The sequence below is a fragment of the Gorillibacterium sp. CAU 1737 genome, assembly GCF_039888655.1.
In the GTDB taxonomy this organism is placed as follows: domain Bacteria; phylum Bacillota; class Bacilli; order Paenibacillales; family NBRC-103111; genus Gorillibacterium.
Genome location: NZ_JBDQQO010000004.1, coordinates 15,255 through 39,447, shown reverse-complemented (window position 1 = coordinate 39,447; position 24,193 = coordinate 15,255). Strand labels below are relative to the sequence as shown.

The following is a 24,193-nucleotide window of genomic DNA, read 5'->3' as shown; positions in this document are numbered from 1 at the left end:
AAAAGCCATGCCTCCTCGTCACCGAGAAACCATGGCCTTCGTCTTCTATTGCGCCTGCGTGGATCGGGTGAGCAGCTCCTTTAACCGGCTGTAGTCTTCCGGAGAGAGCTCTTGCTCCGCTTCCTTGGCCAGCTGTGCCAGCTCCGCTTCCGTCAAGCCGTCATCCAGAAGTGCGGTTAGCGCCTGAAGCTTGCCTTCGGGGATTTTGATGAGGAGCGCCATGATGGCTTGTTTATCCGCCTCGCTCATCTTTTCCTTCAAGGCGGTCAGCTCCTGCGAAGTCATCGCGAGTGCTCCAAGTCCGGTCTCCCCCTCTGTCCCCATCGCTTGCACACGGTCTTTGTCCGGCGAGGGAGACGGGGACGCATTCGTACCATTCGTAGCGGCCGTGGGCTCGGGACTGACGCTTGGGCTTGGCGGATTCGGCGGAGCCGTCGCCGCTTGCTTATCCGCACCGCCAAACAGATCGGCGAACCCGGCCTTCGGCACTTCGATATGATAGCTGGCGAGCAGCTTGTTCACATAGGTTTGGATGGTCAAGTAGGTTACCGTGAGAGTAAGGCCGCAGATGAGCAGGGTGCCGAGAATGAGCTTGGCTAGCTTTTGCAAAAGTCGGGTCATCGCCATTCGCTCCTTTCGGGAGGGTTCTCCCGAGTGATAGGCGACCAAAGAGGTCTCTCCCCAGTATTGACCACCCTGGGCTCGATATAACCCGCTTTGCAAAAATTCTAGCAATGGCTCCGTCTACCGATTCTTCCACAAGCGCCATCTGTACGCGACATACATCATCAAGCACGGCACGCCGATCATGAGGGTTAGACCTTGAAGACCTAAGCCCACCTTAAAAGCCCAACTATCCTTATTCAGCAAGGGTTCAGCGCCGCTCATCAATATCAGCTCCGATGTGAGCACCCCGCCAAATAACAGAATGGATACGAGTGCTACCCATCCGACCCATCGGGTCATCGGAATGTACTTTTCCCGGTGGGTCTCCCGATCCGAGTAGATCGGAGGAGTGCCTGCCGCCGCCGCAAAAATGTGGATATTTCCCGTAGAACAGACCGGGGTCCACCCTCCCGACCAGAAGGTATCGTAATAATCCCTACGTTCATCTTCGGTAACGTCTCTCATGTCCAGAGAATAGATCAGCCTTTGCGGCTCCCCGCGCTTCAGCCAGAAGCCGAGAGGCGCGAACGAATCCAGCAGCCAACCCTCTTCCGCCAGCTTGCTCAGCCTGCTCATGATGGTTTCCTCTGCGAAGGCAAGCCCCGAGGATGGGAGATACCGCTTCTCTTTGTTCTTCATATGCTGTCGTCCTCCCTCTCTTGGCGGATCGCCTTGCGGCCGTGGTCGGCCATGCGCGCCCTTCGCTCCATTTCGTTCTCGATCATGGTTCGGCCCTTACCAGTCAACGAGTAGGTTTTCCGCCGTTCCTCCTCATCCTCGTTCAGCGTCAGGTAGCCCGCCTTTTCCAGCTTCTTGATGATCGTGTACAAGGTGGCTGGCCCAACGGTAACCTCGTCTTCGGTCAGCTCGGAGATGTACTTCATGATCCCGTAGCCATGCCGCGGCGTCAGGAGCGAAATCAGAATGTAGTAGGCCGGGTCGGTTAACTGCTCCAGCTCATAGCTGCTGCTTCTCGACAACCAAATCCCTCCTTTTTCAGAGTTACTTTTATATCCTTATTGGATATATCCATTTAAGATATATCATTTATAGATATAATATAGATTCCAATGATTCCCTTGTCAAGATAAAAAACGCTGTGTCCCGATCGTCTCGGGCTCACAGCGTTTGAAAGCGAAATTCGAGTGCTTCTTTCTTGCTTCTAATTAGATGCGCTTATACGTAAATCGGGCGAACTTGATTGGTCTGTTCACGGTTGCGGCCAACCGAGAAGATCGAAATCGGGATACCGGTCAGCTCGGACACGCGGTGAACGTAACGGCGCGTGTTCTCCGGCAGCTCGTCGAGGGAGCGGACATTTGTGATGTCCTCGCTCCAGCCCGGCAGCTCCTCGTAGACGGCTTCACATTCGTTCAGCATCTCCAGGCTTGCCGGGTAGTGCTCGATGACCTCTCCCCGGTAGCGATAGCTGGTGCAGATCTTGACCGTTTCGAGCCCGGTCAGCACGTCGAGCGAATTGAGCGAAAGCCCGGTGATGCCGCTCACGCGGCGGGCGTGGCGGACGACGACGCTGTCGAACCAGCCGACGCGGCGCGGGCGTCCGGTGACCGTGCCGTATTCATGGCCGGTCTCGCGGATAAGGTCGCCGATCTCGTTGTGCAGCTCGGTCGGGAACGGCCCGTCGCCGACGCGGGTGGTGTACGCCTTGGCTACGCCGATGATCTGGTTAATCTTTGTTGGACCCACTCCGGACCCGATGCAGACCGCACCGGCGGACGGGTTCGAGGACGTCACGAACGGGTAGGTGCCGTGGTCGATGTCCAGCATGACCCCTTGTGCCCCTTCAAACAGCACGCGCTTGCCTTCATCGATGCGATCATTCAGAACGACCGACGTGTCTGTAACGAAGGCGCGCAGCTTCTCGGCATAGCCCAGGTAGGTGGTCAGAATCTCTTCGACATCGAGTCCTTGGCCTCCGTAGACTTGCTCGATGAGCGAATTCTTTTCCTTCACGTTGTGGCGGAGCTTCCGCTCAAATTCCTTCGCGTTCATCAGGTCGGCCATGCGAATGCCGCTGCGTGCCGCCTTGTCCATGTAGCAGGGGCCGATGCCCTTGCCGGTGGTGCCGATCTTGTTTTCGCCCTTGCGCTCTTCCTCCAGCTTGTCGAGCACGAGGTGATACGGCATGATGACGTGTGCACGGTCGCTGATGCGGAGATTCGCGGTCGAGAAGCCGTTCTCCTGGATGTAGGCGATCTCGTCGATCAGCGCACCCGGGTTGATGACGGTTCCATTTCCGATGACGCACAGCTTGTCGTTATAGAAGATCCCGGACGGGACCAGAGTTAATTTGTATTTTTTATTCTCAATCAGGATGGTGTGCCCGGCGTTATTGCCGCCTTGGTAGCGAGCGACGACTTCGGCCGATTCCGCCAAGAAATCGGTAATCTTGCCCTTTCCTTCGTCTCCCCACTGGGTTCCCACTACAACTACGGTTGGCATGAACATTCCCCCGTTAGACGCGCACGGGCGCGCCGAAATTAGCCGCTTGCGGCCTTCCGCTTCTCCTGTTCCGGAAAGCATCCGGCGCTCTTCGCGCAGCAACGCGCGCACGGCAAGACCATGCGCTTCCTTGACGCAGCAAAGCGGCATTACCAGTGTACCAGCCGCCCTAAGCAAAGTCAATTTGAAAAGCCGAACAATCCAGCTATTCGCAATTATTATTGTTCGTATACCAGCAGGCCCTCCACTCATTACACTAAATAAAATATTGATTGACGTTATTTCCCTTTTGGTGTAGTTTTACACCATAAAGGAGTGCTGCTACTATGACCCAAGAAGAGTTCATCCAGCGTATCGACGAGAAGGTCAAGCTCGTCCGTACCGAGTACGGCTATTCCCAGGACAAGATGGCCGAGCTCCTCGGGGTATCCAAAAAGACGCTGGTGCAGATTGAAAAGGGGCGTTCGTCGCTGGGCTGGATGGGCGCCGTTGCCCTGTGCAGCCTTTTCGGCCAGAGTGAGATTCTCGGCATGAGCTTCGGCGGTCCGCCAGTCGATATTGTCATGGCCCTTGCCTTCGGCGCAACGGAACGCCAATACCCCAAGACGATGGGCGGCAAGGTGTGGTGGACCGACGTGGAGAAGGACGGCGATTTCAAAATCCAAAAGAACATGATCTCCCAACACTTCCGCCTTCTTGATAGCAGCAACCGCCGCATCTGCTCTTCCTTTGACTACGAAACGGTAAAAGTCCGCCTGGGCGAGCTCCTGTCCCCGGGTACAGACCGGAGGTAACGGCATGAAGCTCTCCACCCTATTGAGCTTTTCGCTGTTTGGCCTGTCCACCATTCTGTTCAGGCGGACAAAGCCGATTCTTGCCACGATCATCGTAACCGATGCCTGCAATCTGCACTGCAAGCACTGCTCGGTGAATAACGTCACCGGGGTCATTCATTCGTATGAGAGCATTCGGGACGAGATGCAGCGCTTGTATGACGAAGGGATTCGCATCCTCTTTTTCTGCGGCGGAGAGACCTTCCTATGGAAGGACAACGGCCGAACGCTGCGCGATCTCGTGCGAGAAGCGAAGCAGATGGGGTATCCCATCGTCAATGTCGTCACCAACGGCACCTATCCGTTGGAATTGCCGGAGGCCGACTTGCTCCTGCTCAGCCTGGACGGCTCGCGCGAGCTCCACAACGCCATTCGCGGTGACACCTTTGACCTCATTCTGCAAAATATCGACGCTGCCCCGAGCAACAACATTTGCCTCTACATGGCCATCAACCAAATCAACCAGGAAGAGATTGAAGCCGTCGCCGACATAGCCAAGTCCCATCCGAACATCCGCGCCATCTCCTTCAACTTCCACACCCCTTACCCCGATACGCAGGCGTTGCAGCTCGATGTCGCCCAGAAGACCGACTGCCTCCGCCGAATCGAAGCCCTGATGGATCAAGGCTATCCCATCTTCAACCTGCGCTCCGCTTTTCCCTACATCGCCGAGAATCGGTTCAAGACCCCCTGCAGGCAATGCCTCGTGTCCGAGAACGGCACTCGCTTTCTTTGCGGGCGCTGCTCGGAGGTGCCGGGGCTGTGCGACAACTGCGGTTACTTTTTCGCTGCCGAATACTCACTGGTGTTTAGCGGCAATCCCCGGGTGATCACGGATATGCTGTTCACCTATCTAAAGTACATTTAACCCATGCTGCACCCTAAGCTGCACCATTAAACCATGCTGCCCCCTAAGGAGTGATCGGTTTATGCTGACATCCCTCATCCGCATAGCCCTTACGCGTTCATTTGCTCCCTTCGTCTTTGAAGGCAAGCAAGCCCCTCGCCTCGAATTTGCAGAGCTTGCGCCGCTTGGTCTCTACGTGCACATCCCTTTTTGCCGTTCCCTATGCCGCTTCTGTCCTTACTATAAGGAGCTGTATGACAAGGAGCAGAGCTCTCGCTATGTGGAAGCCCTGCTGAGGGAGATTGACTCCATCGGCCAGTCGCTGCCCTCTCGCAAGCCGGTAACCTCCTTGTACTTCGGCGGGGGAACTCCGGCCTTGCTTGCAAAATCCATCGGTGCCATCATCGAACGACTGAATCGCTACTTCGTCATCGAGCAAGGAATTGGCTTGGAGCTCCACCCTGACGACATCACTCCGGAAACGCTAGAAACGCTCAGGCAAGCCGGGATCACCATGGTCAGCGTCGGCATTCAATCCTTTGACGAGGGCTGCCTTCGCACCATTGGAAGATCAGGACGGAACCTTGAGGAAAAACTGCGCCTGGTGCGGAGCTTCAGGTTCGAGGTCATCGACGTGGACCTCATCTTCGCCCTGCCGGGGCAGACCGAGGACAGCCTGCTCCGCGACCTGGAGACGGCTTTTGCCGCAGGAGCGACGCAGGTGTCCACGTATCCCTTCATCGATTTCTCGTATGCGAACAACCCTCGGCCTCCCGAATCCCACCGACGCAAGAAAGAACGCCTCCGCGCCCTGACCGCCGCAGCGGATCAACTGGGGCTTGAGCGAACCTCGGTCTGGACCTTCGCCCGCAAGGGAACCGCCCCTTACTCCTCCGTAACCCGAGATTACTTCCTCGGCTTTGGTCCAAGTGCGGCTACGCTGCTGCAAACCTCCTTCAAGGTCAACACCTTCTCCGTAAAGGACTACATAGAAGCCTTGTCCACCGATAAGCTGCCTACCGCTCTAACGCTCGACTTCACCGAACGCCAACGAGCCGTCTATTCTCTCTTCTGGGGCGCATACGGCCTGAGGCTGGATGACCAGAGCTTTGCTGGAATCACCGGCAAGCGGCTGGATGACATGTTCGGCCTGGAGCTGCGTCTGGCCCGGCTCCTCGGGCTGCTCGAACGCACGGAGAGCGGGTACCGATTGACCGACAAGGCCAGCTCCCTCTACCACCGATTGGAACAGGCCTACACGACCGCTTACATCGATAAGATGTGGAACATCGCGCAGCGCGAGCCTTACCCGAAGAAGATCATCTTGCGGTGACAAGCGAAGAACAGCATCTTCCCCTGGCATACTAAACAGGCCGCCCCAACCATCATCACCGATGACAGAGGGGCGGCCTGTTTCTCGTCATCCTGCTGCGCTCGCCTGTTGTTGGCTGCGATCGAGGCTGACGAACTTGTTGTAGTTTTTGAGAAACGCCAGCTCGACCGTCCCGACCGGGCCGTTCCGCTGCTTGGCGATGATGATTTCGATGATGTTCTTCTTCTCCGACTCCTGGTTGTAGTAGTCGTCCCGGTACAAGAACGCGACGATATCGGCGTCCTGCTCGATCGACCCCGATTCCCGCAAGTCCGACATCATCGGACGCTTGTCCTGCCGCTGCTCGACGCCGCGGCTCAGCTGAGACAGCGCGATGACGGGAACTTCCAGCTCCCGCGCGATCTGCTTCAGCGTCCGGGAGATCTCGGAGACCTCCTGCTGGCGGTTCTCGCCGCTCTTGCCCCGTCCTTGAATCAGCTGGAGGTAATCGATCAGGATCATGCCGAGGCCGCGCTCTTTCTTGAGGCGGCGGCACTTGGCGCGAATGTCGCTCACGGTGACCGAAGGAGAGTCGTCGATGTAGATGTTGGCTTCGGACAGCGAGCCAATCGCCATCGTCATCTTCTCCCAATCGTCCGCTTCCAGGAAGCCCGTCCGCAGCCGTGTCGCATCGACGTTCGCCTCGGCGCAGATCATCCGCTGAACGAGCTGGGCCGCGCCCATTTCCAAACTGAAGATGGCGACGGTCTCCTTCTCGCGCACGCCGACGTTCTGGGCAATGTTGAGCGCGAACGCCGTCTTCCCGACGGAAGGACGGGCGGCTACGATGATGAGGTCGGAGCGCTGGAAGCCGGAGGTCATCTTGTCCAGGTCGCGGAACCCGGACGCGATGCCGGTCGTGCCGCCCTTGTTCTGGGCCAGGAACTCGACCTTTTCGAAGACGTCCATGAGGACGTCTCGAATCGGAATGAACCCGTTGCCGCCCCGGCGGTTCGAGATTTCGAGGATGCGGGCTTCGGCCTCGCTCAAGAGACCGCCGACATCCTCCTCGCTCGCGTATCCGTTGGTGACAATCTGGGTGGCCGCGCGAATCAGCCGCCGGATCATCGATTTCTCTTCGACGATCTGGGCGTAGTAGTCGATGTTCGCGGCGGTCGGAACCGCGTTAGCGAGCTCCGACAAGTATTCGACGCCGCCGACCTCTTCCAGCTGCCCCCGCGTCTGCAGCTTGGCGGTCAGCGTGACGAGGTCGACCGGCTCGTCGCCTTCGGCGAGGGCGATCATCCCCTCGAAGATGAAGCGGTGGCTCGTCCGATAGAAATCATCGCCCGACAGCCGCTCCATCGCCGTGATCAGCGCTTCCCCATCGAGGAGGATGGCGCCGAGCACAGCCTGCTCCGCCTCCAGGTTCTGGGGCGGGATCCGCTCAAGCAGCAGTTGTTCTCCTTCCATGCTTCGCTTACTCCTCCGTCACATGAACCTTCAAGGTTCCCGTGACTTCCGGATACAGCTTCACCGGAATGTCCGTCGTGCCGAGCGTGCGGATCGGATCGTCCAGCACCATCTTGCGCTTGTCGATGGTGATCTTGTGGACCTTCTCCAGCTCTTCCGCAATTTGCTTCGTCGTGATGGAGCCGAACAGGCGGCCGCCTTCTCCGACTTTATGTTTGAACGTAAGCGAGAGCTCTCCGAGACGAGCGGCAAGCGCCTTGGCGTCGTCCTTCTCGCGTTCCTTCTTCTTCACTTCGGCTTGCTTCTGCAGATCAAGCGTCTTGATGTTGCCGTCCGTAGCCGGTTTGGCCGTGCCTTGCTTAAAGAGGAAGTTCTTGGCGTAGCCTTCCGAGACTTCCTTCACTTCGCCCTTCTTGCCTTGCCCTTTTACGTCCTTCAAAAAGATGACCTTCATTCTGAGATCCCCTCTTCCATCATCATTTTGGCAATGATTGCTTTCAACCGCTTGGTGACTTCCTCGATGTCCCCTTCAATCTGGGTGGCGGCGTTGGACAGATGCCCGCCTCCGCCCATCTGCTCCATAACGAGTTGAACGTTGATATCGCCCGTTGAGCGGGCACTGATGCCAATCAGACCGTCCGTACGCTCCCCGATTACAAAAGAACCAATGATGCCGGACATATTGAGCAGCGTGTCGGCCACCTGCGCAAACAGCACTTGATTGTGCCGCTTGCCCTTTTCGGCCGCCGCGATGGCGATCTTGTCATACAAAATCTCGGCGTGCTTGATAATGTCGGCTTTGGCGACATACGTGTGCAGGTCTTCCTTCTGCCACTGCTGAATCATGCCGAGGTCCGCTCCGCTTCTCCGCAGATAGGACGCGGCATCAAACGTTCGCGAGCCGGTACGCAGGCTGAAATTTTTGGTATCCATCATCATCCCGGCGAGCAGCGCGGTCGCTTCCAGCGTTCCCAGCGTCAGCCGCTCATGGATGTACTGCAGGAGCTCCGTCACCAGCTCACAGGTGGAGGAAGCGTACGGCTCCATGTAGATGAGCATCGCGTCCTGGAGGTAATCCTCCCCGCGCCGATGATGGTCGATGACGACAACGCGGTCGGTCTGGTTCAGCACCCGCGGCTCCGACACCATCGACGCCTTGTGCGTATCCACCACGACCGCAAGCGTCCGCTCCGTCGTAATCTGCGTGGCCTGCTCCGGCGTGAGGAACCGGCTGGCTTGATGCTCTTCCTGCAGCTCATTCATCAGCAATTGAATAGATGGTCCTACCTGATCGATGATGATGAAGCCTTCCTTCTTGTGCGCCTGGACCGCCTTCAAGACCCCGATCGCGGCCCCGATGGAATCGAGGTCCGGCAGCTTGTGGCCCATGATGACGACGTTGTCGCTCTCCTTGATCAGGTCGCGGAGCGCATGGGCGATCACGCGGGCACGGACCCGCGTCCGCTTCTCGACCGCGTTCGTTCGGCCGCCGTAGAACGCCGTGCGGTCTCCAACCCGCACCGCCACCTGATCCCCGCCGCGGCCGAGCGCCATGTCGAGGCTCGACTGGGCCATCTGCCCCAGCTCGGTAATACTTCCCGAGCCGGACGCCACGCCCACGCTAAGCGTGATCGGTACCTTCTGATCGGCGGTCATGTCGCGGACATCGTCGAGCAAGCTGAACCGGTCCTGCTCCAGATCCTGGAGCGAGCGCTGGTTCAGCAGCACGAGGTGCCGCTCAGACGACAGCCGGCGCAGGTAGATGCCGTTCTGCTGCGCCCATTCGTTCATGACGCTCGTAACCTTGGCCAGCAGAATGCTGCGGGTCTGGTCGTCCATCCCCTGCGTCGCTTCATCCAGGTTGTCGAGCAGCACGATGCCGATGGCCAGCTTCTCATCCTCGTAGCGCTGGCGCAATTCTGCCTGCTCCGTGATGTTGCGGAGGAAGATCAGCCGCTCGCTCTCGCGAAGCAGCCCTTGGTAGAGCTTCCCGTCGAGCAGGAATTCGGACAAGGAATCCTTGTCCTTCTTCTTCATGGCCGGGATGACCTCACCCAGCGGCTCGCCGATCACCGACTCCTTGCCGAGAATCTGGCCGACGAACGGGTTGTGCCATTCGATCCGCTTCTCCTCGTCATAGAGGATGATCCCGATGGGCATCTCCTGCAGGACCACGCTGCCCGCCTTTTTGATCCGTTGGGACAAGGTGGCCGCATAGCGGTTCAACTCCCGGCGGAAGGCCTTCTCTGCTTGTATCGTATAGACGGCAAGGCTCGCCGTCAGGACGAATCCTGCTGCCGCGAGCCGCCAGTCAAAGCGGATCAACACGAGCGACAGCAGAACCAGTCCGGCGAGCGCCACGATCATATGGCGGCCGTGCCAGCGTTTCAGCAGTGTCTTCGGCATTGCAGTACGCCTCCGCTTGTCATGGTTTGTCTGTCAGTCTTTCCTTCAAGGAGAACATCAGGTCGAGCATTCCGATGAAGACCGCGATGTACATACCGGCATTCCAGATCACGATCAGGGCGAGCGCGATCCACGGAATCGCCCGCGGCCACTTGTACTTTTGTCCGAGAAAGGCAAGGAACGACAGCGCCTGAATGCAGAGCAGCACGGACAAAAGCGGCAGGAGATTCAACACGACCATGGCCAGAATGGAGCCGTTCGTTTGATTCACAAACATGCTCAGAACCATCACCGCGATAAAATAGACAGCGGTAATCCGCGGAACCCGCCAGCGGCTCATCGGCGGCAGTGCCGGCATCGTTCCGTCCTTCTTGCCAAAGGCAAGCCGGGACAGGCCGTGGGTGATCAGCGCATAATAGAAGCCGATCCCCAGCATCAGGATGGGCGAAACCATCTGAATCGTATAAAAGGCCGCATCGAGAGCGGACTTGTTGACCATTTCCTGCGGCAGCACGGACAGGCTGTCGAGCATCGCATCCTTCATGAGCTGAAAGGGATCATAGCCCGTCAGCCGAACCGAAACAAGAGCGAGCAGCATCTCAGCAACCAGCGTGAAAGCACCGGCTGCAACGGTTCGGAACGCCGACCATTTCCGCTTGTAGAGAATCCCCATCACAATCGCGCCGGGAAGGAAAATAAGCGGGAACAAGAGGAGCAGGACGCCCAGCTTCCACCCGGCAATAAGCAAAACGACAAGCAGATTCGCTCCATAGAGGGGAACAAACCACTTTACCTCGAGCTTCATATACAGATACAGAAGCAAGCCCATCATCACGTGAATCGTGACGAAATTGATTCCGGGCACGATCAGGGAAAACAAAAGAAGAAAATGGATGACACTCCACAAGAGCGGCATCCGCAGGCTCGGAAGCTTTCGGTTCACCCGGTTTCACTCAACCTCTCTTGGCTTAGACTTACCCTTCATTATAGCATAACAATCCCGCGGGAGGATAGGAACGCCCGCCCCCAGCATTGGAAGGCAAAGGAAAACGGCTGCACCTCACAAAAAGAAAAGCAGCCGGGCATGGCCCGACTGCGAATAGATCCGATCTTACTCGGTGGTGTACGGAAGCAGAGCGATTTGACGGGAACGCTTGATCGCGGTCGTCAGCATGCGTTGGTACTTCGCGGACGTACCGGTTACACGACGGGGCAGAATCTTGCCGCGCTCGCTGATGAACTTGCGGAGCGTGTCGGTATCCTTGTAATCGATATGTTTAATCTTGTTAACGGTGAAGTAGCACACTTTACGGCGCTTGTTACGGCCCTTACGGCCGCCAAACTTACGCTCGCCGCGCTCTTCGCCATCGCGTTTGTTGATGCTCATCCTTATTCATTCCTTCCGGTTTAAAATGGCAAATCATCATCCGATATATCAATCGGCTTGCCGTCGTCTGCGAAGGGGTCTTGATGATCCCGTCCTCCACCGCCGTAGCGGTTGCCGGCCGGTTCTTCCCGGTAACCCCCAGTCCCTTCGCTCCGCCCGCCGCCTTCGCGGTTTGCGGATTCCAGGAAGCGCACGTTGTCGGCTACCACTTCGGTAACATACACCTTGCGGCCCTCGTTGTTGTCATAGTTCCGCACTTGAATGCGGCCCTCGACGGCACACAGACGGCCTTTGCGCAAGTAGTTTGCGCAGGTCTCCGCCAGCTGCCTCCAGGTGACAACCGGGATAAAGTCAGCTTCTCGTTCCTTCTGTTGGTTGGTGAAGGGACGATCCACCGCCAGGGTAAATTGGGTCACGGCGACACCGGCTGGCGTGTAACGCAGCTCGGGGTCACGGGTCAATCTTCCGATCAGAATCACGCGATTTAACATCGGAAATCCTCCTAACCGCCGTTAACGGCAATAAAAACAGTGGGGCTTGTCTTAAGCAACGTCGTTGACGATCAGGTAACGAATAATTTCGTCAGAGATCTTCATGACGCGCTCCAGCTCAGCAACAACCGCAGGGGTTGCGTTGAAGTTCACGAGGACGTAGAAGCCATCACGGAATTTCTTGATCTCGTAAGCGAGACGACGTTTTCCCATGACATCACTCTTCGTTACTTCACCACCGTTGTTAATGATGGCTTGGAATTTTTCCACCGTAGCTTGGAATGCTTGTTCTTCCACGTCGGGACGAACGATGTACATCACTTCGTACTTGCGCATTGACAATTCACCTCCTTATGGACTTGGCGGCTCCTTCATGGACAAATGGGCACCCGAAGATGCCAAAGGAGCAAGGAGCGAGATGCTATTAAAGAAACTCGCACTTTCTGACTATACCATTTTGCCGAATCAAACACAAGAAACCTTTTTTCCTTGCCTGCGCTTTCCTTCGATATCCAGATCATGCGCTCTCATGGAAGAACGCTCCTCTGCACAGGCTATTGAGACAGGGGAGGTGACTTCATGGGCGAAAAGTCCGAATTCCGAGCAGGCGAGAAAGCACCGAATACCGGCACCTATATCGAGATCGGGGAGAATGACCGGATCATGGGCATTCAGAACCCGCAAACGGTTCAATTGGAGGCGGGAGAAGAATTCCCCGAGCCATCCAATCACAACCGCAAATGGACGCGCAAGCACCGCAACTCCGAGCACGCGGATCGATAATAGCAAGAGGCAAGACTTATCGGTCCTGACCCAGCGGACTCCAAAAAAAGCCCTGGCTAAGCGCCGGGGCTTTGAGCTTTTTACGGACAAGCTTGCGGATCTTCATCTGAGGTGATGTTCCATCACTGGACGCTTCTCTCCCGCCGCTCCGCAATGAGGGTGAAGGTCTTGGGAATGCCTCGATCAAATACATCCGAGGACTGATTAGGGAGCTCCTCCAGGCGGCGAATGACAAGTTCGGCCTGCGCCACACCGGTGACGATCTCCCCCAGCGTCCAGTTGCGCAGGTGAACCGTGGGAACCTCACCCGTACGGGCACTTTCAGGCAGGAATTTTGCGAACGCCGCTTCCTTGACCTCCAGTTCCGAGTCAAAGTAATCGCCCGTCACCTTGTGTTTGCGAATATTGGCCGTCGTGCCGCGCGAGGAGATCAGCTTGGTCGACACCGGATGGAAGTCCTGGAGCACGAAGACCCCTTGCGGCTTCAGCAGCCGGTGCACGGTAGCAAACAAAGGAGCGAGATCGGTGAAGTAGTGAAGAATTCCGAATTCCATATACACGACGTCATAGGGCTTCACGAATTCCTCCTCCGGGAGATTCAACACATCCGCTACTACATATCGCAGGGGCACACCTGCCGCTTCCGCCAGCTGCAGCGCATACCGCTCGTTGCCTTCGGAAAAGTCGATGACCGTCGCTTCTGCTCCAAGCAGAGCGAGCGCTACCGCCTTGTTACCGTTTGAGCCCATGAGATTGGCGATCCGTTTGCCTTCCAGCGGCTCCCCCATCTCCTTCAGCACCGTTCCGATTCGCTTGGCCGGGTCCTGAACGATCTTCGCCGCCGCCTCCTGCGGAGTTCCGAAGCGCTCCAGCCAAGCGGCGTAGGTCCCGCTGTTCCAAGCCGAACGGTTTTGCTCTTCCCGCTCCATGGTCCTGTTCCTCCTTCAATGCCTCAAGCTTAGGTTGTCCTGTGTTCATCGGTACATAAACAAAAAGCCTCCCACCGATTAGCGGTAGAAGACTTTCACGTTCTTCGCGAGCGGAGAGGGTGGGATTCGAACCCACGCACGCTTTGACACGCCTAGCTGATTTCGAGTCAGCCCCCTTGGGCCTCTTGGGTACCTCTCCATATAGATGACACGAACGTTATTGTACCACAGCGCGTTCCTTTCTTGCAACACTTGTTTCCTGGATCTTCGAGGACTCGAGGCTGCCCGCTTCTCTTTAAAGCAGGCAGCCTCTATCCCCCTTCATTCTTCTCCCGGCTGGTGCTCGGCCGCCCGCCGTTCCTGCTCCTCAGCCGCGAGCGCCGGGTTCGAACGGAGGACCTTCTTCATCTTGCTCTCAAACTTCGCACGCGGGATGAGCACGCTGTGCTTGCACCCCGTGCAGCGAACCCGGATGTCCATCCCCATCCGGATGATCTCCATCTCATTGACTCCGCACGGATGGGGCTTCTTCATCATCACCACATCGCCCAACTGAAACTGCTTTCGCTCCATCTCCTCACCCCTTCTCTTCCGGCTGGTAGACCGCCCCAACGATCTTCGGCAGCTCTTGCGCCCTCCACTTGCGCTCGAGCTCCTGGTTCAATTCTCGGACAACATCCTGCCGGGTCCCAGGGAGACACTCGAGGCTGATCCGCACAGCCGCTTGACTCTCTCCTAACGATTGAATGCCGTGTACGATCGGCTCGCTGACCACATTCGGATTGGCCTCGTACAGCTGATGGAGCAGGGGTCGAAGACCCTCGATCGCTTTGTCCACGTCCTCCGTATAGGGAAAGGACAGGTCGACGACGGAGATGGAATGGCTCATGGAGTAATTGGTTACCGCTAGTATGGTGCTGTTGGGCAAGATGTGAATCTCTCCCGTCCAGCTTCGGATCGTCGTTACCCGGAGGCCGATCGATTCCACCGAGCCGCGATAGGTTCCCGTCTGGATAACATCACCCACCGCGAATTGGTCCTCGAAGATGATGAAGAACCCCGTGATAATATCTTTTACAATGCTCTGCGCTCCAAACCCGATCGCCAACCCGACAACCCCTGCCCCTGCGAGAAGAGGCCCTAGGTTAAAGTTGAATTGACTCAGGATGAGCAAAATCGCGATGAAGTTGACGACATACGTCACCACGTTCTCCACCAAAACCCCTATCGTTTTCGAACGCCGGGCATTGATTCGAATTCTTCCCGATTCCCGCTCGACGACCATTCGCGAAATCGCCGCCCGAGAAAACCGGTTAATCACCTTGGCTGCGATGAGAATGAGGCCGACCTTCAGCAAGGTCATGAGCACTCCCCACCACATATCGGGATTTAGAAAGAAAGCGAAGGTCTTATCCAGGAAGGATCCGGCTTCCTCCAAGCTATCTACCAAAACCGCCGTCACCATGGGCCTCTCCCCCTTTCATAGACTTGGCCGTTCATCCACTCTTCATACCTTTAAAGTACCTGGACATACCCATCTGCCTCTTGGCGGAAAACGCCTCGAATCTCAACTTCTTCCGCTACAAGAATCTCCTTCACCTTCGCGAAGTCCTCCTCGGGGAAGCCGATGGACAGCGCGCAGCCGGCTGTAATGCTCTTGGGTGTCGGCTGGGTATCACTCTCAATCTCTGCGTAATCGAGCAGCATCTCCGTTCGAAGCGCCTGCTGGGTGGAATCGAATGCGATCAAGAGCATTGGCTTTCTCTCTCCCTGCGTATAAAACTACCAAGACCTTCATATAATAGTAAAAACAAAACAAGTCGGAGGAATTCTATGAAGCTCGAACCGGAAGCCACAATCCCTTTCTCATTCGCCCCCGTCCTCCTGTCAAAAGACGAGCATCATGCCGCCGAGCAGGTGGCGGATCACCTCTCTGCCTGCATCCGCTCCATCCCGGCTGACCGTCCCGTCGTCTTCGTCTGTGTCGGCACGGACCGATCCACAGGTGACTCCTTGGGCCCGTTAGTTGGCTCTCGGCTTCGCCGGTACAGCTTCTCCGACATTTTCCTCTACGGAACCCTGGATCAGCCTGTTCACGCCATGAACCTGAGCGATACCCTTGCCGGAATTTATCAAGACCACCACAATCCCTTTATTATCGGCATTGATGCCTGTCTCGGTCAAGTGGCTCATATCGGCAGCGTTAAGCTTTGCCCCGGTCCCTTGAAGCCGGGAGCAGGCGTGAACAAGGAGCTTCCCGCCGTAGGCGAGATGCATATCACCGGGATCGTCAATGTCGGCGGCTTCATGGAATACTTCGTGCTCCAGAACACCCGGCTCAGTCTGGTCATGGACCTGGCGGAGCTCATCGCCAAGGCGATCTACATTTCGCTCATCAATTGCGGGCGAATCGCGCTGTTCTCGTCCACCCTCTACCGGGAGCAAGCTTCCCCCGGCAGTGAATAGCTGCTTCTGGAGGTTGTCTTCAGGCATCTCCCTCCAGGCAGCGAGGGCTTGTCTCCACCGCCAGCGGCGGGAAGGCAAGCCCCTTTTTCTTGTTCCTCATTTGCCGGTTGAGCCTGCTGCCAGCTCAATGACCTTTTTCTCCTCAGGAGACAAAGCGTAAGTCGATTCTCCCTTGGTTAAGGGTTTTGCATACATGAAGGTCTGCTCCCGGCTGTGGATCCCCGTCAACACGACCCCGTCCCGATAATCGTTCAGGATGGCCATGGAAAAGCTGAGGTCGGTTCCGTGCTGATCGAACGCGGAATACCGTACCATCTCCACCTTTGTTTTGTGAGCCTTCAACAGCTCCTTCAGCTCTCGGAGCGATGCTGCGTTAGCCTCCGTAGCCTGGCTCCACGTCTTCACTCTCTCCTGCACATCGATGAGCAGCTCTTCATAGTCTGCCCCTGATTTTCCGTTCAGCATCGTCTTGTACCGCTTATTCATGCGGCGAAGCCGAATCCACGTAATCAAAAACAAAACGAACGATATCACGATCATGCCCAGCCCAAGCGCAAAAAACAACTCCGCCTGCCCCAGCGTCTCCCCGTCGACTCCCATGGATGCTCCATCTCCTCTGTTCTCTGTTCAACCTACGGGCAAGCGGCCATCCGGCGAACCGAATCCAGCAGATACTCCACCTGTTCATTCGTAGTCGCGTACCCGACGCTCGCCCTCACAGCCCCGCTCTCCAACGTTCCGGCCGTCTGATGCCCAAGCGGACTGCAATGATAGCCTGCCCGCACCGCAATCCCATATTCCCGATCCAGACGGTGAGCCGTCACCGCTGGATCTTCTCCCTCTTTTATGAAGGAAATCAGCGAAGCCCTTTCTTCGCCTACCCTTGGCCCCAAGCAACGAATCCCTGGGATCGCTGCGAGCCCTTCATGCAATTGGGTGATTCGGGCTTGTTCCTCCATTCGAATCGAGTGAACTCCTTTCGCTCGAATGAATCGCACGCCCTCCCTCAATCCAGCAATCCCCGGTGTATTCCGCGTCCCCGCTTCATACCGTTCCGGACGCACCGTCGGCTGCTGGATGTCCTCCGAGTTATTGCCCGTTCCGCCCTGCAGGATTGGCTCCAGCTCGATATCCGGGTGGATGTAAAGGCCTCCTGTCCCTTGAGGGCCAAGCAATCCCTTATGCCCAGGGAAAGCCAGCATATCGATCCCCTGCTTCTCTACCTCAATGGAGAAGCTTCCTGCCGTTTGGGCCGCGTCCACAAGCAGCTTCACTTGATGCTTCTGGCACAGCTCAGCAATCGCAGCAAGCGGCGCTACACTGCCTAGCAGATTAGAGGCATGACTCACTACGAACAATCGGGTAGTTGGCCGGAACGCCGCAGCGGCCGCCTTCAGATCCAGTACTCCCTCCGGTGAAGCCCCTACATACGTAACCTCCACCTGCCGATGCTGTCGGGCCCATTCCAGCGGACGCCGCACGGAGTTGTGTTCAAGCTCCGTGGCGATCACGTGATCACCGGGGCGAAGAAACCCCTTTATCGCCAGATTGAGTGCCTCGGTTGCATTGGACAACAGGGCGATATCCGTCGCCTTCTTCACTCCGAATAAAGTCGCCAGCTCTACACGACACTCATAGATCGATCGCGATGCGGCCATTGCCAGACGGTGCCCTCCTCTACCCGGGTTAGCACCATTTCCTGCCAGCAGTTCTGTCACCGCTCGAACCACTTCGGGAGGCTTCGGCCAGGAAGATGCGGCCCAATCGAAGTATACCGGTTCCATCTGAGTTCCTCCCTCTTTTTACGCATCCGTCCCGATGATGAAACAGAAACAAAAGAAGCATACCCGGACCCCTTGCGCGATTCTCCTCCTGCTCATTCGGCTGAACCACAGTATGAATCCCATTGGTGGACTTGTTCGGCAGCCCGCCTCCATCCAAACAAAGCTTTTCAGCATTTGTTTGGATGGAGGCGGCTTACACCTGCCAATCATCATCCATCAGAATTGCAAACAGGGTTGAACTCCATCCATCGGCTCTTTTCCCAGGGTTCCAGAAGACCACGCTCCGGTTATCCTTTTCCGACGTTAGGGCCATTCGAGTGGTTTGAAGATTCGCCAAGGAATCACGCCGGTATGCTTAGGGTCTGTGAGGAAATTAGCACTCGTTCTGCTAACAAAAGCTCCACGGTTTTTTGGAGCATGGTCAGCAAATTAGCGGTACTTATTCTGTCGCAGTCTCTTATTGCCAATCCGGTTATGACGGCGATCCTTGCAGCATGTCCAGCAGGCGCTGCAGATCATCTTCCGAGTAATAGGAAAACTCAATTTTCCCGCGTTGCTTTCCATGCTTGATCTTGACGGTGGTGTGGAACTGTTCACGAAGCGTCTCTTCCGCTTGAACAATGAACGGATTGGCTTTCACCCGTCTAACGGGTTCTTTGTCCTTTTCCTTCCGTTCCTCTTGCTTCTTGATCGCTTCCTCCAGCTCGCGCACGCTCCATTGTTCCCGGATGCATACTTCAGCCAGCTGCTTCTTGAGCTTATCACTCTTCACCCCTGCAATCGCACGGGCATGCCCCATCGATAATGTTCCACGTGAAACATGTTGTTTGATTTCTTCGGGAAGCTGGAGCAATCTCAAGAAATTGGCTACATGAGAGCGGCTTTTCCCAACCTTTAACGAGAGCTCTTCCTGCGTCAATTGCAGGGAATCCATCAATGATTGGTAAGCGATGGCCAACTCGATCGCATTCAGGTCTTCGCGCTGAATGTTTTCGATCAAGGCGATTTCCATCACTTGTCTATCCGTGAAGTTTTTGACAACGGCTGGAATGGTCTCCAGGCCGCTCATTTGAGCAGCGCGGAACCGGCGTTCCCCGGCAATGATTTCATATCCGCGAAGCACGCTGCGGACGATGATCGGCTGGATGACTCCGTGCTCCTTGATCGAGATCGACAGCTCCTTGATGGTCTCCTCGTTGAAGGTTTTTCGCGGTTGATAAGGATTGGCGCGGAGCTGTGAGAGTGGAATCTCTACGACCTTGTCATCCTCATTAATATTCAAGGAAGGAATCAAGGCGTCGAGCCCTCTGCCCAATCGTTTATTCATACTGAATCACTTCCTTGGCAAGTTCCATGTATACTTCGGCCCCCTTGGAACGAGGGTCATAGGTGATGATCGACTGCCCATGGCTGGGAGCTTCGCTTAAGCGCACATTGCGCGGAATGATCGTTTGATAGACCTTCTGCTGAAAATACTTCTTCACTTCCTCGATGACCTGAATACCCAGATTGGTACGGGCATCGAACATGGTGAGAAGAACTCCTTCAATTTGAAGGCCGGTGTTCAGGTGCTTCTGAACGAGCCGAACGGTGTTGAGCAATTGGCTGAGTCCTTCGAGGGCGTAGTATTCGCATTGAATCGGGATGATGACCGAATCGGCCGCCGTCAGCGAGTTAACCGTCAAAATACCAAGCGAAGGGGGACAATCAATCAGGATATAATCGAACAGATGCTTGATGAGCTGGAGCGACTTTTTCAGTCGTACTTCACGAGAAATAGTAGAAACCAGCTCAATTTCGGCTCCAGCGAGCTGAATGGTTGCGGGGATGATCTTCAGGTTGGGAATGGCTGTCTCCATGATCGCGTCTTTGGGATGAACATCATTGATCAACACGTCATAGATACAGTTGTTCACGTCAGCCTTATTGATGCCGATACCGCTGGTTGTGTTTCCCTGGGGATCGATATCCACCAACAGAACCTTCTTGCCGAGATAGGCCAGCGACGCACCCAGGTTGACTGAAGTTGTGGTTTTCCCGACTCCGCCTTTTTGATTCGTCACAGCAATGATCTTGGACAACGCGTTCACCTCAGTATTTGAAATACCGAAATCAGGCGGTTCTTCTGTGATGGTGGACTCTTCTTCCATCAGAGGCAAGGTAAATCCCTTTCCTCTGTTTCGCCTGCCTGCGGGTTGATTTTTCTCCATGAACGATGGTTCCAACTGCTTTTATCCTTCCTGACCCGAACATGATCGCTCTCTTCCGAGCTGCCCTGGTTAAGGCATTCCGGAGCTAGAGGCGCATGAGCTCGTTGTGAAGTCTCGTGATGTTCTGCTGCTAGGAGCGTGTTTGCATACATGAAACGGCCAAAAAGCAGGTGTTGATCCGCCTGGAGACTAGCCATTCGTGGCCGAGAATCAGGAAATTTCATTCGACCTAGGCCAAATATCAGGTCTATAAACACACGCTAGAAGTGTCCGAGCGGCATGGTGCAACGCACATTTGTTCCCTTCCCTCGAAAAAAGCGGCAAAGAAAGAAAAACGGCTGCCTGGTTCGGCTGTTGAAGCCGGACAAGTCTGCCATGAGGAACGGCTTTCTTTCTATTCTATTTTTTCGGGATGGTAATGATAATTTCATAGCGGTCGTCGTAATTTTGCTCCTTCGTATCGACCTTCATCCCCGTATTGGAGATCATATCGATCGATTGACGAATGGTGTTGAGTGCTAAACGGACGTCCTTCGTATAAGAGACGCGCTTGCTCTTCTTCAGCTTGGAAGCCTCTTTATAGAAGGCAATTCGAGCCTCCGTCTGCTTGACATTCAACTCTTTAGTAATAATATCGCTTAATACTTTTAATTGCAATTCTTCATTATCCAAGGATAATAGAGCACGAGCATGCCGTTCCGTAATCTTCCGTTCAGCCAGAGCCTGTTTGACGGTATCGGGCAACTGCAGCAACCGAATCTTGTTGGCGATTGTGGATTGGCTCTTCCCGAGCCGTTGGGCCAAGCTCTCCTGCGTAAGCTGATGCATTTCCATCAATTGCTGGTAAGCCAATGCTTCTTCCAGAGCCGTCAGGCCTTCTCGCTGGAGGTTCTCAATAAGAGCGATCGATGCCGCCTGGGAATCGTTGAACTCCCGAATGATCGCCGGAATCGAATCGAGGCCGAGCTTGCGTACCGCCCGGAACCGCCTTTCGCCGGCGATAATCTCGAAGCTGCCGTTGCGGACACGGACGACGATTGGCTGGATCACGCCATGTGTCTTAATGGTCTGGCACAACTCGTCGATCCGGTCTTCATCGAAGATCGTTCTGGGTTGATAGGGACTCGGCACGATGTCGCCGATCGGGATCTGCTTGACTTCATCGGCAGAACTGCGCTCGCCGAGGCCAAACAGCTTGGACAGATGCTCTTTCATCGGGCACAATCACCTACTCGTCTACATTAAGAGGATTTTCAAAGACCGCAGGTCCAACAGTCGGCCGCAAGGTAACGGGTTCTTCCTCCCCTCCCTGCATCGCATTCTGTAGGATTGCATTCAAGCCGTACGATGGATGGGGGCCTTGCAGAATCCCTTAGTGGTTCTCCGTATCAATTCTCCACGGAGGCTGTCAATTCCTCCCTAAAGCGAGGGAACATTTTCGCCGCATGGAGGTGTTCCACGTGAAACATTACCAATCTCTAGGCATTCATTTTTAGGAAAGAGGTGCTTTCAAGGGGACACCTGCTTTTCGCGGGTAAGCCTTTGGGGTCGATTTTTTCTTGGTCAAAACCACCATATAACGGTTCCCTTCCTCCATCGGAAGCTGGAAGGCATGCAGGTGAGCAAGCTCTGCCCCCAGCTCGCGAATCGAACGGGTCGATTCCTTCACTTCCTCTTCCCCCGCCGCTCCCTTCATTGCCGTGAACCAGCCATTCACCTTCACAAAGGGAAGGCAGAGCTCATTCAAGACCGCGAGCCGTGCTACAGCACGAGCGGTTACCGCATCGTAGTGATCCCGATGCTCAGGAGTCCGGGCAATATCCTCCGCTCGCCCGTGAACAAGCTGAATGTCCGCTAATCCGAGCGTTTCCCCCAAATGACGGAGGAATCCAATGCGCTTGTTCAGGGAATCGACAATGGTTAGTTTAAGGTGGGGAAAGGCGATCTTAAGCGGTATGCCCGGAAAACCCGCTCCGGAGCCGATATCCGCAAGACTCTCGACCTGACTCATATCCTGGAAGAACGCAAGGGACAGCGAATCGTAGAAATGCTTGATGTAGACCGCTTCCCGCTCGGTAATGCCGGTCAGGTTCATTTTCTCGTTCCATTCCACCAGCTCGCGGTAGTACAGCTCGAATTGCTCCAGTTGCCGGTCGCTGAGTGCAATGCCCCGCTCATCCAGGAGCTTCGTAAAGGATCTGATGACAGGATCGTTTCGATCGATATGCACTTCGGTCATTCGGTTCGTGCCGCCTTCACTCGGTTATAGTGCTCCAGATGGATCAAGAGAATCGAGATGTCTGCCGGGGTTACGCCCGCGATACGAGAAGCTTGTCCGACCGAGACCGGCCGAATGGCGTCCAGCTTTTGTTTCGCTTCCGAAGCGAGTCCGTGAATTTCCGCATAGCGGATATCCTCGGGAATCCTCTTCGTCTCCATCTTCTTCAGCCTCTCTACCTGAGCCAGCTGCTTCTCGATGTAGCCGGCGTACTTGAGCTGAATCTCAACCTGCTCCTTCATCTCCTCATTCAGTTCCTCAGGTGATGGAGCCAATTGGCTAAGCTGTTCATAAGACACTTCCGGCCGTCGCAGAAGCGAGATTCCGTCGATGGCCTGAGTGATCGGCGACGTTCCGAATTCCTCCAGCTTCGCAGCCGTTTCGGCGTCCGGACGAATGCGAACCTCCTTCAGCCGAGCAATCTCCGCCGCTACCATCGCCTGCTTGTGCAGGAAGAGGTCATACCGGCTTTGCGAGATCAATCCGATCTCATACCCGATCGGCGTCAGCCGTTGGTCGGCGTTGTCATGCCGAAGCAGGAGGCGATACTCCGCCCGGGAGGTCAACAGGCGGTACGGCTCATTCGTCCCCTTGGTGACGAGATCATCGATCAATACGCCGATGTACCCTTGCGAGCGGTCAAGAATAACCGGCTCCTTGCCCTGAACCTTGCGGGCCGCGTTGATTCCGGCCATGATGCCTTGACCGGCCGCTTCCTCATATCCGGAAGTCCCATTGATCTGACCAGCGGTGAACAAGCCGTTCACCATCTTGGTCTCCAGCGTCGGCAAAAGCTGCGTCGGAACTACGGCGTCGTACTCGATGGCATAGCCCGTCCGCATCATTTCAACCTTTTCGAGCCCGGGAATGGATCGCAGGATCTGCAGCTGTACATCTTCCGGCATGCTTGTAGACAAGCCTTGCACGTAATACTCTGCTGTGTTGCGGCCTTCCGGCTCCAGGAAGATCTGATGCTTCGGCTTATCCGCAAACCGAACAATCTTGTCTTCAATGGAAGGACAGTAGCGAGGACCGGTTCCTTCAATTTGGCCGGTGAACATCGGAGCGCGGTGGAGATTGGAGCTGATGACCTCATGCGTGTCCCCCGAGGTATACGTCAGCCAGCACGGGAGCTGATTCGGCACCGGCTCCGTTGTTTCATAGGAGAAAAACTTCGGTTGTTCGTCCCCGGGTTGAATCTCCGTTTTGCTGAAGTCGATGGTGTCTTTGTGCACACGGGGTGGAGTGCCTGTTTTGAACCGAACCAGGTCCAGCCCAAGGTCTTTCAATGATTGCGATAGCTTCACCGACGGCTGTTGGTTATTCGGCCCGCTCTCATACATCAATTCCCCCATGATGACTTTGCCGCGCAAGTAGGTGCCGGTGGTGACGACAACTGCTTTTGCGTAGTACCGGGCGCCGGTCTTCGTCACGACCCCGCGTACCACACCATCCTCAACGATCAGATCCTCCGCCATCCCTTGCCGCAGCGTCAAATGCGCCTGTTTCTCGATGGTTTCCTTCATTTCCTGCTGATAGAGGAACTTATCGGCTTGTGCCCTCAGTGCATGGACAGCCGGCCCCTTCCCCGTATTGAGCATCCGCATTTGGATGTAGGTCTTGTCGATGTTGCGTCCCATCTCACCGCCCAGGGCATCGATTTCCCGCACGACATGCCCTTTGGCTGGCCCGCCAACCGATGGGTTGCAGGGCATAAAGGCCACCATGTCCAGGTTGATCGTGAGCAGGAGCGTTTGGCAGCCCATCCGAGCCGCCGCAAGCGCCGCTTCGCATCCGGCGTGCCCCGCCCCGATGACGATCACCTCATATTCGCCAGCATCATAGGCCATTGTTGGACCCCCCTT

The 24,193-nt window shown here is 55.9% G+C and carries 27 protein-coding genes and 1 tRNA gene; 5 read left to right on the top strand and 23 right to left on the bottom strand.

The window, feature by feature from the left end; all coding sequences use genetic code 11:
- Positions 1 to 45: 45 nt before the first annotated feature.
- The 4 genes from AAFN83_RS09955 to AAFN83_RS09940 form a co-directional block, all read right to left on the bottom strand.
- A complete protein-coding gene (locus AAFN83_RS09955) occupies positions 46 to 621 on the bottom strand; it encodes a hypothetical protein (protein ID WP_347768851.1) in 576 nt (191 codons plus the stop codon).
- A 123-nt stretch (positions 622 to 744) separates the two neighbouring features.
- Complete coding sequence (locus AAFN83_RS09950; protein WP_347768850.1) at positions 745 to 1,305, bottom strand: DUF2812 domain-containing protein; 561 nt, start codon at positions 1,303 to 1,305, stop codon at positions 745 to 747.
- The gene (locus AAFN83_RS09945; RefSeq protein WP_347768849.1) at positions 1,302 to 1,646 is read right to left on the bottom strand and encodes a PadR family transcriptional regulator; all 345 of its coding nucleotides are present in this window, start codon (positions 1,644 to 1,646) and stop codon (positions 1,302 to 1,304) included. The genes AAFN83_RS09950 and AAFN83_RS09945 overlap by 4 nt, the downstream gene beginning before the upstream one ends.
- Positions 1,647 to 1,842: 196 nt before the next feature.
- On the bottom strand, positions 1,843 to 3,129 hold the full coding sequence (locus tag AAFN83_RS09940) for an adenylosuccinate synthase (protein ID WP_347768848.1): 1,287 nt from the start codon (positions 3,127 to 3,129) through the stop codon (positions 1,843 to 1,845).
- 326 nt (positions 3,130 to 3,455) lie between these two features.
- On the opposite strand from AAFN83_RS09940, the gene AAFN83_RS09935 reads away from it, so the two are divergent.
- From AAFN83_RS09935 to AAFN83_RS09925, 3 genes are all read left to right on the top strand, one after another.
- Positions 3,456 to 3,923, top strand: coding sequence for a helix-turn-helix transcriptional regulator (locus tag AAFN83_RS09935; protein ID WP_347768847.1), 468 nt, complete (start codon positions 3,456 to 3,458; stop codon positions 3,921 to 3,923).
- Between the two features lie 4 nt (positions 3,924 to 3,927).
- Complete coding sequence (locus AAFN83_RS09930) at positions 3,928 to 4,830, top strand: radical SAM protein (RefSeq protein WP_347768846.1); 903 nt, start codon at positions 3,928 to 3,930, stop codon at positions 4,828 to 4,830.
- Between the two features lie 61 nt (positions 4,831 to 4,891).
- Positions 4,892 to 6,142: a coproporphyrinogen-III oxidase family protein gene (locus tag AAFN83_RS09925; protein ID WP_347768845.1), complete on the top strand. Its 1,251-nt coding sequence runs from the start codon at positions 4,892 to 4,894 to the stop codon at positions 6,140 to 6,142.
- Positions 6,143 to 6,229: 87 nt separating this feature from the next.
- Here the strand turns inward: AAFN83_RS09925 and dnaB are convergent, their stop codons facing one another.
- The 7 genes from dnaB to rpsF all read right to left on the bottom strand — a co-directional run bounded on the left by dnaB (position 6,230) and on the right by rpsF (position 12,214).
- Positions 6,230 to 7,594: a replicative DNA helicase gene (gene dnaB / locus AAFN83_RS09920; protein ID WP_347768844.1), complete on the bottom strand. Its 1,365-nt coding sequence runs from the start codon at positions 7,592 to 7,594 to the stop codon at positions 6,230 to 6,232.
- A gap of 7 nt (positions 7,595 to 7,601) precedes the next feature.
- Positions 7,602 to 8,048, bottom strand: a complete 447-nt coding sequence (gene rplI, locus AAFN83_RS09915; RefSeq protein WP_347768843.1) for a 50S ribosomal protein L9 — start codon at positions 8,046 to 8,048, stop codon at positions 7,602 to 7,604.
- Complete coding sequence (locus tag AAFN83_RS09910) at positions 8,045 to 10,000, bottom strand: DHH family phosphoesterase (RefSeq protein ID WP_347768842.1); 1,956 nt, start codon at positions 9,998 to 10,000, stop codon at positions 8,045 to 8,047. Before AAFN83_RS09910 ends, rplI begins: the two co-directional genes overlap by 4 nt.
- A 19-nt stretch (positions 10,001 to 10,019) precedes the next feature.
- Complete coding sequence (locus AAFN83_RS09905; protein WP_347768841.1) at positions 10,020 to 10,943, bottom strand: DUF2232 domain-containing protein; 924 nt, start codon at positions 10,941 to 10,943, stop codon at positions 10,020 to 10,022.
- Positions 10,944 to 11,111: 168 nt separating this feature from the next.
- Positions 11,112 to 11,387 (bottom strand): 30S ribosomal protein S18, encoded by a 276-nt coding sequence (gene rpsR, locus AAFN83_RS09900; protein ID WP_347768840.1) that lies wholly within the window; start codon positions 11,385 to 11,387, stop codon positions 11,112 to 11,114.
- 20 nt (positions 11,388 to 11,407) lie between these two features.
- Entirely contained in the window at positions 11,408 to 11,878 is a 471-nt protein-coding gene (gene ssb / locus AAFN83_RS09895) for a single-stranded DNA-binding protein (protein WP_347768839.1), read from the bottom strand.
- Positions 11,879 to 11,929: 51 nt separating this feature from the next.
- Complete coding sequence (gene rpsF / locus AAFN83_RS09890) at positions 11,930 to 12,214, bottom strand: 30S ribosomal protein S6 (RefSeq protein ID WP_347768838.1); 285 nt, start codon at positions 12,212 to 12,214, stop codon at positions 11,930 to 11,932.
- A gap of 243 nt (positions 12,215 to 12,457) precedes the next feature.
- Between rpsF and AAFN83_RS09885 the strand changes: the two genes are divergently transcribed.
- Positions 12,458 to 12,661, top strand: coding sequence for a YjzC family protein (locus AAFN83_RS09885; protein ID WP_347768837.1), 204 nt, complete (start codon positions 12,458 to 12,460; stop codon positions 12,659 to 12,661).
- A 122-nt stretch (positions 12,662 to 12,783) separates the two neighbouring features.
- On the opposite strand, the gene AAFN83_RS09880 is transcribed toward AAFN83_RS09885, so the two are convergent.
- The 5 genes from AAFN83_RS09880 to AAFN83_RS09860 form a co-directional block, all read right to left on the bottom strand.
- Positions 12,784 to 13,590 carry a class I SAM-dependent methyltransferase gene (locus AAFN83_RS09880; RefSeq protein ID WP_347768836.1) on the bottom strand — a complete coding sequence of 269 codons (807 nt, stop codon included), beginning with the start codon at positions 13,588 to 13,590 and terminating at the stop codon, positions 12,784 to 12,786.
- Positions 13,591 to 13,701: 111 nt separating this feature from the next.
- Positions 13,702 to 13,789 (bottom strand) — tRNA-Ser (locus AAFN83_RS09875).
- A 122-nt stretch (positions 13,790 to 13,911) separates the two neighbouring features.
- Positions 13,912 to 14,163, bottom strand: coding sequence for a DUF951 domain-containing protein (locus tag AAFN83_RS09870; RefSeq protein ID WP_347768835.1), 252 nt, complete (start codon positions 14,161 to 14,163; stop codon positions 13,912 to 13,914).
- Positions 14,164 to 14,167: 4 nt separating this feature from the next.
- The gene (locus AAFN83_RS09865) at positions 14,168 to 15,055 is read right to left on the bottom strand and encodes a mechanosensitive ion channel family protein (RefSeq protein WP_347768834.1); all 888 of its coding nucleotides are present in this window, start codon (positions 15,053 to 15,055) and stop codon (positions 14,168 to 14,170) included.
- A 50-nt stretch (positions 15,056 to 15,105) separates the two neighbouring features.
- Entirely contained in the window at positions 15,106 to 15,345 is a 240-nt protein-coding gene (locus AAFN83_RS09860) for a putative Se/S carrier protein (RefSeq protein ID WP_347768833.1), read from the bottom strand.
- Between the two features lie 78 nt (positions 15,346 to 15,423).
- On the opposite strand from AAFN83_RS09860, the gene yyaC reads away from it, so the two are divergent.
- The gene (gene yyaC / locus AAFN83_RS09855) at positions 15,424 to 16,056 is read left to right on the top strand and encodes a spore protease YyaC (RefSeq protein WP_347768832.1); all 633 of its coding nucleotides are present in this window, start codon (positions 15,424 to 15,426) and stop codon (positions 16,054 to 16,056) included.
- 96 nt (positions 16,057 to 16,152) lie between these two features.
- On the opposite strand, the gene AAFN83_RS09850 is transcribed toward yyaC, so the two are convergent.
- The 7 genes from AAFN83_RS09850 to mnmG form a co-directional block, all read right to left on the bottom strand.
- Positions 16,153 to 16,656 carry a DUF4446 family protein gene (locus tag AAFN83_RS09850; RefSeq protein WP_347768831.1) on the bottom strand — a complete coding sequence of 168 codons (504 nt, stop codon included), beginning with the start codon at positions 16,654 to 16,656 and terminating at the stop codon, positions 16,153 to 16,155.
- A gap of 32 nt (positions 16,657 to 16,688) precedes the next feature.
- Positions 16,689 to 17,840, bottom strand: a complete 1,152-nt coding sequence (locus tag AAFN83_RS09845) for an aminotransferase class V-fold PLP-dependent enzyme (protein WP_347768830.1) — start codon at positions 17,838 to 17,840, stop codon at positions 16,689 to 16,691.
- Between the two features lie 472 nt (positions 17,841 to 18,312).
- Complete coding sequence (locus tag AAFN83_RS09840; RefSeq protein ID WP_347768829.1) at positions 18,313 to 19,167, bottom strand: ParB/RepB/Spo0J family partition protein; 855 nt, start codon at positions 19,165 to 19,167, stop codon at positions 18,313 to 18,315.
- A complete protein-coding gene (locus AAFN83_RS09835) occupies positions 19,160 to 19,921 on the bottom strand; it encodes a ParA family protein (protein ID WP_347769469.1) in 762 nt (253 codons plus the stop codon). The genes AAFN83_RS09840 and AAFN83_RS09835 overlap by 8 nt, the downstream gene beginning before the upstream one ends.
- Positions 19,922 to 20,449: 528 nt before the next feature.
- A complete protein-coding gene (gene noc, locus AAFN83_RS09830) occupies positions 20,450 to 21,265 on the bottom strand; it encodes a nucleoid occlusion protein (RefSeq protein WP_347768828.1) in 816 nt (271 codons plus the stop codon).
- 277 nt (positions 21,266 to 21,542) lie between these two features.
- Positions 21,543 to 22,289: a 16S rRNA (guanine(527)-N(7))-methyltransferase RsmG gene (gene rsmG / locus AAFN83_RS09825; RefSeq protein ID WP_347768827.1), complete on the bottom strand. Its 747-nt coding sequence runs from the start codon at positions 22,287 to 22,289 to the stop codon at positions 21,543 to 21,545.
- Entirely contained in the window at positions 22,286 to 24,178 is a 1,893-nt protein-coding gene (mnmG, locus tag AAFN83_RS09820; RefSeq protein ID WP_347768826.1) for a tRNA uridine-5-carboxymethylaminomethyl(34) synthesis enzyme MnmG, read from the bottom strand. The genes rsmG and mnmG overlap by 4 nt, the downstream gene beginning before the upstream one ends.
- Positions 24,179 to 24,193 lie beyond the last annotated feature (15 nt).